Genomic DNA, 7,922 nt, shown 5'->3' on the forward strand with positions numbered 1-7,922 from the left:
GATGTCGATGAAACGTCCGCGCATGAGCTCGGCGGTATCGACCTTGGCGCGCTTTCCATTGGCGTCGGGCTCCGCGCGGTAGCTGACCTTGTTCTGGCGGTAGGGCCGGGTGTTCTTGCCATTCTTGCGCTTGACCACTTCGAAATCCCACTTGCCCTCCTCGTCCATCCACTTCGCCGGGCGGTCATAGGCATCGACATGGATGTGGAAGTTGCGCTTGTCGCCGTGCTGATCGGGCTGGTGGATCACCCCCACCGCCATCCAGCCATCCGCCGCCAGCATCGCGACGATGTTGCGGAGGATTTGGCCATGCTGCTCTGGCTTGGCGTCGGCGGGCAGTTCCTGCACGAAGCGATAGTGACTGCGGCCCGTGCGCCCCTGCCGCCATTGCGGCGCGGGGAAGTTCGGATGTTGATCACACCAGGTCAGCCGGACGAACGCCTCCTCGGACGTGACATCCGCGACGACGACCTGCCGGTCCTTGAAGGGGCGTCCCTTGGCCGCCGCCTCGACTTCGGCTTCCCGTCGCGCAGCCTTCAGTCTTCGGCTCATGTCGCGCAGCCAGGGCAGGGTTGTCGCAAATCCTGCCACCCGGTCATATCGCCCGACGTCGGCGGTCGACGCGGTGAGATGGTGGAGCTTGGGCTTGCGTTCGCTCTGCTCGGCCGCAACGAATAGCGACCGCTGGCGCTCAGGGCTGCCGGGGATGTTCGAGACGATGGCCCGGGCATTCATACCGGCCCGGATCACCTGCTCGTCGATCATGTCGATGACGAGGTTCTCGGCCAGATCCGCCACCGCCTGATCGCGCCGGATATAGTCGAGATGGCTGATGATCGTGACCTTCGCGCCGTCGCGCAGATAGTCGAAATGCTCGCCCACCCGGCCGCCACCGGTCTGGCGGCCACCCCGCCGGATCGGGCTGGGTCGGTGGAAGTCGATGCCGACCGCTGCGGCGAGCGCATCCGCCTTGCGACGGGCTGGCGATTGTCCCGACTCCGCCTCCGACTGGTGATTGCGTCCGCGACGGTACGACGCTCCCACCAGATCCCGATCGGCCTGCGCTTGACGCGCAAGCAGCGCACGCACATGATGCGCGAAGACGGGCTGTTCGTCAGGCAGTCCAGGACCGGTCATGCCTCATAGTGTCCGGCATGAGCACGGCGCCGACAAGTACCCCCTCCCGCCTTCCGGAAGCCCCCTGCGCCTGGAGGACACCGCGCTCGGTCGCTTCTGAACGAGCGCGCACACCGGCAAATCGGCGGCCCAGCCGCCGATTTGCGTTATTACGCCTAAATTTCCTCCTACTCGGTTATACAGGGCAGGCGCTTTTCGATCAGATCACCTGTCTTTATAGACGCACGCCCAAACCAATCCCGAACACCAGCGGGTCCAGGGATACGTTGACCCGCTGACGGCCCAGCGCGGCGTTGTCGAGGCGGGCGGTGGTGTCTATATCGATGTACTTGATGTCGAGGTTCAGGAAGACCCGGCGGGTGATATCCATATCGACGCCCGCCTGTGCCGCCCAGCCGATGCTGTCCTTCAGGTGCACCTTGGTCGGCCCCACCGCCGCTTGCAAGCCGTCTGAGGCCGACTCGTTCCAGAAGATCGTATAGTTGACGCCTGCACCGACATAGGGACGGACATGGCGTGTCGGCATGAAATGATATTGGGCCGTGAGCGTCGGCGGCAGGACCCAGGTGGAGGCAAGCTTGCCGATGCTGCCGGTCGTGCCTCGCACCCCGCTGACGGAATGCTTGGTGGTCGAGGCGATCAGCTCGAAGCCGAGATGGTTCGTCGCCATATAGGTCGCGTCGACTTCGGGCATGACGCGGTTGTCGACCTTCACCGTTTCGCCGGGAAAGGCGGGGAGGATGCTGTCGGATCGCTCGTTCGGGGCAACCAGGATGGCACGGGCGCGGAGCAGGACGTCACCCGCACGCACCCCGACCCGGGGCTGTGCATCGGTTCGATCCTCGGCCGAAGCCGATGCGCTTATACCCGTCGCGGCGAGCGCAAGCAGGATGGCGGCGGTTCGGATGGCAGTCATTTCTCGTCTCCTGTGTCGGTACAGGAGGACCGATTAGGAGCCGGCCACCCCGACCGCCTTGACCATCGACAAAGACTGGTTTGACAGCGGTCAAAGGTGATCCTCCCCCGTTTCGCCGGACGCGCTGGGTTAGCCGGTCCTGCGTTGCTCGGCTTGTTTGCGCGTAAGGTACCCGACGACCGAGCGCATGCGGTGCGGGATTTCGATGCCGATGACGACGCCGTCAGGTGTGATACCATGCATGTGGGCCCTCCGGGCAGGTGGAACCGGAAGGCGCTTCGCGAGCGGACAGGACTGTGACGGGACGGCACTCCCTCAGACTCCTATCAAGTCACGTCTCGCGACGCCCCGGCTGCACGTACCTTCTCACAGTCGTGGCAATTGGCGGTGCGGCTCATCGAGGGTACGGCGCGGATTGCTGACAGGTATCTTCGGTGTCTGTCAAACAGGGCAACGATCACCACGCCCCAAGGGATACTGAATGGAGCACATGGCCTGCCCGATCCTATGGAAGCAGGACGATCTTGCCCGCAAAGTTGCGATCCTCCAGCAATCGGTGGGCTTCGGCCCCTTCATGCAACGGAAAGGCCGTAATCGACGGCGCGGTGATCGTGCCGTTGCGCAAGGCTGCGAACAGCCGATCGACACGGCTTTGCCGGCCTTCGGTGCCGTTGAGATAGGTCCACAGGTCCCCGCCGACGACGCTCTTGGAACCCTCCATCAACAGGAGCGGATCGATCGTCGGCGGGGTTCCACCGGCCTTGCCGAAGATCACCGCACGGCCGCCGGGACGCAGGGCCGCGATGCTGTCCTGTAACGTGGTCCCGATCGAGTCATAGACCACATCCACCCCGCCCCCCGTCGCCTGTCTTACCTGCGATACCCAATCCTCATAGCCATAAACGGCGCTCGCCCCGTTTGCCCGCGCCTGTTCGCGCTTGGACGGGGTGGAGGCCAAGGCATGAACCTCGGCACCCAGCGCATGGGCCATCTGGACCAGGAGACGCCCGACGCCCCCCGATGCGGCCTGCACCAGCACCCGGTCGCCTGCGGACAGCCGCCCGCTATCCTCGACCAGATACTGCGCCGTCACGCCTTGCAGCAGCAGCGCGCCCGCGGTGAGATCATTGATATCGTCGGGCAGCGCCACCAGGCGATCGGCTGGCGCGCGGACCCGTTCGGCATGGGCGCGCGGCACGTCGAGAAACCCGACCCGCTGCCCGACCCGCCAGCGATCGACGTCCCGGCCAACCGTGACGACACGCCCCGCGCCTTCATAGCCCCCGATCCAGGGCGCCTCGCCATCCAGGACATAGACACCCTGTCGGCGGTAGATGTCGGCGAAGTTCAGGCCGACCGCGCTGGTTTGCACCAGCACGGTCGTCGCATCCAACTCCATATCCGGCAGGATATCGTACCGCAGCACATCGGCCCCGCCGAACCGATCGAAGACCAACGCCTTCATCGCGCATAACCCCTATTCTGGTCAGTAATGGCCATGAGATGCCAACTGGATCGCTAGCCAAAAAGCCGTTTACAATGCGGTGTCTTCAAACCAGGGGTTTGCAATGGACCGCTTGACCAGCATGACGATCTTCGTATCGGTCGTCGATCTCGGCAGTTTCACCGCAGCGGCCAGGGCCCATGCCCTATCGGCGACGATGGGTGGCCAAGCATGTCAACGCGCTGGAAGCCCGGCTCGATACGCGCCTGCTGCACCGGACGACGCGGCGTCTGTCGCCGACCGAGGCGGGGCGACGCTTCGCCGAGTCCTGCCGCCGCGTCCTGGCCGATGTCGCGGTCGCCGAAGCCGTGGGAGCAGAGGTGGCGCGAACGCCGGTCGGTCGGCTTCGCATCGCGGCGCCGGTCGCGTTCGGTACGGAACGGGTCGCACCGTTGCTGGCGACCTATCTCGACCGCTTTCCCGATATGCAGGCGGAGCTTGTGCTGGGCGACCGCAAGGTCGACCTGATCGAGGAGGGGTTCGACCTGGCCTTTCGGATCGGTGCGCTCGAGGACGATTGGCTTGTCGCGCATCCGCTCGCGCCCTATCGGTTGATGCTCGCCGCCGCGCCGTCCTATCTGGCGCGCCATGGCCACCCGGAGACGCCCGCCGACTTACGCGAACACCGGCTGATCGGTTTCGCGCAATTCGGTGCCGATGAGTGCTGGACGCTCTTCGGTCGCGACGGAGAGCATGTCGTGCCGCTGCCGTCGCCGCGCCTGCGCATCAATCATGCGGCGGCCCTTCGGCAAGCCGCGATTGCTGGCTACGGCATCATCCTGCAATCCAGCGTGACCCTGGACGGCGATCTGGCATCGGGACGTCTGGTGCCGGTCCTGCCCGATTACGCGCCGGAGCAGCGCCCGCTGACGCTGGTGCGTCTCCCGGACCGGCGCATGACCGCGGGCCTGCGTGCATTTGTCGATATGGCGGTTTCGGCATTCGGCGACGGCGGGCGTCCTGCCTCAGCTACGGTGTGACCATGTTCGCTGACCCGTGGAGCGTCCCGAAAGCAAACCAAATCACCCGCATGATCGACAAAGGCAAGACCTGACGACGTGTCGGCACCAGACGTCTAGTCGAATTTCTCATCGTCGCCGAGCAGCGAGCGGATCGCCACGGCGCCGTCCGGGGCGAGGCGATAACTGCGCCGTCCGGTCTGGATGCTGTGGGCCGGGATCCCCATCATGCGCAAGGCGCACCGCAGATGGCATATATAGACTTTGACCGCCTTGATGTCGGTCGTGCGGATAGCGGCCGCACGCACCAGTTCTTCGCAAGCGACATACACGCCAGGCTCATCGAGCAGGCGCAGAAGGACGGCGGCACCGTTACGCCCGATACGGGGCTGCAAGGCAACCAGGCGTTCCATGGCAGCGCTACGCCGCCGATCCTGTTCGATCGTCTTCGACACGGCCGGCGGGTTGGAGGCGAACATCGATCTCGGCAACGCGGAACGTCTCGGGCGGAGAGATGGGCCAGGCCGTTCGTCGAGCCGGTTTAGCAGCGCACGCGCAGTCGCCAAAGCCTCAAGCCCCGTCTCGATCAGCGTGGTCAATTCCCGATAGTCTTCGAAACCCGCTTGATCCTGAACCATGATCTCACTCTTCCTCCTTCTCCGCCCGTTCATGATCCGGGGATCGCGAGGCATACTGTTGCGATCCCCGGAATTGCCTCAGCGCGACGGTTCGTCGGCGAACAGCGCGCCGATACGACGCAGGGAGAAGAGGTGCGCGAAGATCAGCGCCAATGCGCCGGACTGGACCAGCTTGCGGTACTGATCGCCACGCAGGCTTTTGAGCTTGTCTTCCGACACCATCTGGAAGCCCCGCAGGATGCGCGGCGTGCCGTCCTCGCCCGCCACGCTAGCCTCCGCCTCGATCAACAGGTCGAGTTCGCGCAGTTCGCCCACGAAACTCTCGGTGCGCCGGATCGCCGCTTCGAACTGCTCGCAAAAGGCGAGGATGGCACGGGCATGGTCGGTGGGTTCGTCCCCGGCGAACAAATTGCCCACTTCGCCCTCGACCAGTCGGCCGCTTTCGCTGTCGAAGCACAGGGTCAGGTCGGTCGCCTTGTCATCCAGCCTGGCGAGTAGAAAGGGATAGCGGCGAACATAGGCGGGAACATAGCGCTCCGCCTGCCAGTGCCCTTCATGATCGACATGACGGTTCTTGCCGCCCGGCATACCGGTCATGACCACCGGCATCGGGTTCTCACCGCTGGAGAAGACGATCGGATAATCCGCCTGAGCCGGAATGAATTCATCCGTGGTCAGTACGATCGCGGGACTGTTGGCAGCGAAGCCGAAATCGGGCGTGGCCTGTTCCTCGAAGATCAGGGTGCCGTGAAGCTGGCTCATCAAAGGGGTCACCGCCTTGTAGAATTGCGGCAAGGTCTGGGTATGGGTCTGTTCAGGATTCTGGTCTGTCATGTCATTCGCTTCGCTTGAACGGTCGGGATGGTCGGAAACGAGGGCTCAGCCCTCGTCCGCCGGGTCGGAGGTCGGAGCCGGAAAGGCCTGCCCCAAATGACGCAGCGAGAAGAGGTGGGCGAAGATCGCCCCCTGTGCGCCCGTGCTCATGAGCTTGCGCAGCGGCTCGGCCCGCAACTGGCGCAGCCGCTCTTCATCCACCATGCTATAGCCCGGAACGGCGATCCGCCCTCCCGCGCCGTCATCGAGCCGCAGATCGACCAACAGGTCGAGTTCGGCCAGTTCTTCCATGAAGCCGCGCGTGCGGCGCACCGCCGCCTCGAAGCTCTGGCAGAATTCGAGGATCTGGCGGGTCGTCTCGCTGGGATTGTCGTCTTCGCCGAACAGATTGCCCTCGTCGCGATCGCTCAGCCAGGGGCAGGCACCATCGAAGCACAGGCTCATCTCGTCCAGTTCGGGGTCGAGCCGGGCGAGCAGGAAGGGGTAGCGGCGGACATAGGCCGGGACATAGGCTCCCGGACGCCACGCGCCCTGGGCGTCGACGAACTGGTTGCGCTGGCTGCCGGGCTGGCCGGTCAGCACCATCGGCCTCGGGGCATCCCCGCCGCCGAAGACGATCGGATAATGCATGACGGCGGACGGAAACTCGTCGATCGTCAGGTCGATCGTGTCCGCCCGCCCGGCAAAACCGTAATCCGGCGTCTCGGGCGCGTCATAGGCCAGATGGCGATGCAGCCGGCTGATCAGCGGCGTGACGAAGCGGTAGAAGCGCGGCAGGGGCGCGCTGGGCATCGGTGTCATGGACGTTCTCGCCTTCAACGAGGGGTGGTCGGTGTGGCGGCGGGCTGAGCCGGACGCGCCTTGGCCCAGGCCTGGTTGCGGGCGGTCATCGCCTGCATCGCCTGAGCGAAACCATTGAGCGACAGCGGCAGGACCACCGGCTTGCCCGATCGGTCGGCGACCGCGATCAGCCCCTTGGCCGCCTTGAAAAAGGGTTCGATCTCGGCGCGGATCATGACCCGGTCGATGAAGCAGCCATCCGCCTCGCAGCGGGTGATATGGAAGCCGGGCACGTCGGTCTTCTCGTCCAGCCGGATCAGCGGCGCGGTCTGGACCAGCACGCCCAGCGGCACCTGGAACTGGACGCCGTAGCGGTCGCCCTGCCCGGCATAGGCGAAGGAGAAGCGAAGCTGCTGGATGTCGCCTTCCTTGCGCTGGACACCTTGCACCACTTCGCACGGCGGCAATTCCGCGCGCTCGACGCACAGAACCGACCAATCGCCATAGCGCTCGGGTTGCGCGGCGGGGGTCGCGGCTTGCGGTGGTGTCGCGGTCGGCGCTCCCGATGCCAGAGCGGCAGCGGCCAATAGCGGAATCATCGTGTCTTTCCTTCCTGTGTCATGGGGAGTCCGGCCACCGGCCAGGATCGCGGAGTTACGACCGAGCATGTCGGCGAAGGCACCGGCAAAGCCTTGACGAGCCAGTGGAATGTCCTGCGAACCTGCAATGCGGTCGCGAAAGCGAACATGGATGTCGGGTGCCTGCGCCATCCCCTGGCCCAGGGTCAGCGGCAATATCGCTCCGGCGAGGCATCGCACCGCGTCGCAGTCGATCACCGGCAGTTCCAGCGGCGTGGTCGCACCGAGTTGGAGCAGCACCCCCTGCCCCATCGCCAAGTCTGGGGGCAGGGCCAGTTGAACGGCGCAGCGCCCCTGATCGTCATTACAGCTCAGCGAGACTTGCAGAATCGGCTGCCCGGCGCGGGCGCTATCCGCCACGCGCTGCGCCACCTGGCAATAATCGACCCGCCCCGCGGTGTTGGGGCATTGCACCGACCATGCGCCATAAACGGCGACCGGCGGGGCCGGAGGTGGTGGGCTGGCATCGGCGACGGTGGGGATCGCGGCGAAGACGAGCAGAACCGCCGCGATCAT

General features: G+C 65.2%; 7 protein-coding genes and 1 pseudogene. 1 reads left to right on the plus strand and 7 read right to left on the minus strand.

Features of this window, described 5'->3' with window-relative positions; translation table 11 throughout:
• From SM191_RS16535 to SM191_RS16545, 3 genes and pseudogenes are all read right to left on the minus strand, one after another.
• Window positions 1–1,137: pseudogene (locus SM191_RS16535) on the minus strand (hypothetical protein); the annotation flags it as partial.
• A gap of 214 nt (window positions 1,138–1,351) precedes the next feature.
• A complete protein-coding gene (locus SM191_RS16540; protein ID WP_341507142.1) occupies window positions 1,352–2,053 on the minus strand; it encodes an OmpW/AlkL family protein in 702 nt (233 codons plus the stop codon).
• 505 nt (window positions 2,054–2,558) lie between these two features.
• On the minus strand, window positions 2,559–3,518 hold the full coding sequence (locus tag SM191_RS16545; RefSeq protein ID WP_341507143.1) for a quinone oxidoreductase family protein: 960 nt from the start codon (window positions 3,516–3,518) through the stop codon (window positions 2,559–2,561).
• A gap of 200 nt (window positions 3,519–3,718) precedes the next feature.
• Between SM191_RS16545 and SM191_RS16550 the strand changes: the two genes are divergently transcribed.
• Window positions 3,719–4,537, plus strand: a complete 819-nt coding sequence (locus SM191_RS16550) for a LysR family transcriptional regulator (RefSeq protein ID WP_341507144.1) — start codon at window positions 3,719–3,721, stop codon at window positions 4,535–4,537.
• 95 nt (window positions 4,538–4,632) lie between these two features.
• Here the strand turns inward: SM191_RS16550 and SM191_RS16555 are convergent, their stop codons facing one another.
• From SM191_RS16555 to SM191_RS16570, 4 genes are all read right to left on the minus strand, one after another.
• Window positions 4,633–5,154, minus strand: coding sequence for a hypothetical protein (locus tag SM191_RS16555; RefSeq protein WP_341507145.1), 522 nt, complete (start codon window positions 5,152–5,154; stop codon window positions 4,633–4,635).
• A gap of 78 nt (window positions 5,155–5,232) precedes the next feature.
• Window positions 5,233–5,988, minus strand: a complete 756-nt coding sequence (locus SM191_RS16560) for a SapC family protein (RefSeq protein WP_341507146.1) — start codon at window positions 5,986–5,988, stop codon at window positions 5,233–5,235.
• A gap of 45 nt (window positions 5,989–6,033) precedes the next feature.
• Window positions 6,034–6,789, minus strand: a complete 756-nt coding sequence (locus tag SM191_RS16565; RefSeq protein ID WP_341507147.1) for a SapC family protein — start codon at window positions 6,787–6,789, stop codon at window positions 6,034–6,036.
• A gap of 14 nt (window positions 6,790–6,803) precedes the next feature.
• Complete coding sequence (locus tag SM191_RS16570) at window positions 6,804–7,922, minus strand: invasion associated locus B family protein (RefSeq protein ID WP_341507148.1); 1,119 nt, start codon at window positions 7,920–7,922, stop codon at window positions 6,804–6,806.

Origin of the sequence: Sphingomonas sp. 2378 (assembly GCF_038084995.1) — a bacterium.
In the GTDB taxonomy this organism is placed as follows: Bacteria; Pseudomonadota; Alphaproteobacteria; order Sphingomonadales; family Sphingomonadaceae; genus Sphingomonas.